Below are 404 nucleotides of genomic sequence, written 5' to 3' on the forward strand. Positions count from 1 at the left end.
GATGGATGGCCTATTGTTACTGGTGATTACATTGCAGGAGACCCAGAAAGTCCTGTTGCTGTAGCAACTTTAGCTTCCCATATCGAAGATATCCCTGCTGCTGCTGGAGCAGCTATTGCAGGACCATGTAAAACAGAAAATCTTGGTGTTGAAAAAGTAGTTGCTAATATTATTTCTAACCCTAATATCAGATTCTTAATCTTATGTGGTGCAGAAGTACAAGGTCATATTACTGGTCAAGCATTTAAAGCTTTACATGCAAACGGTTGTGACCCTGAGAAAAAGAAAATTAATGGTGCTACTGGAGCAATTCCTTTTGTAGAAAACATTCCTATGGAAGGTGTTGAAAGATTCCAAAACCAATTAGAAATTGTTGATTTAATCGATACTGAAGATGGTGGAGC

1 protein-coding gene is annotated in these 404 nt (G+C 38.4%); it reads left to right on the forward strand.

The annotated features are described in order from the left end of the window. Window positions 1-404: tetrahydromethanopterin S-methyltransferase subunit A (locus BGI41_RS08270; RefSeq protein WP_143744826.1), on the forward strand; the 404-nt coding region annotated here is incomplete at both ends.

The organism is Methanobrevibacter sp. 87.7, from assembly GCF_002208625.1.
Lineage (GTDB): Archaea > Methanobacteriota > Methanobacteria > Methanobacteriales > Methanobacteriaceae > Methanarmilla.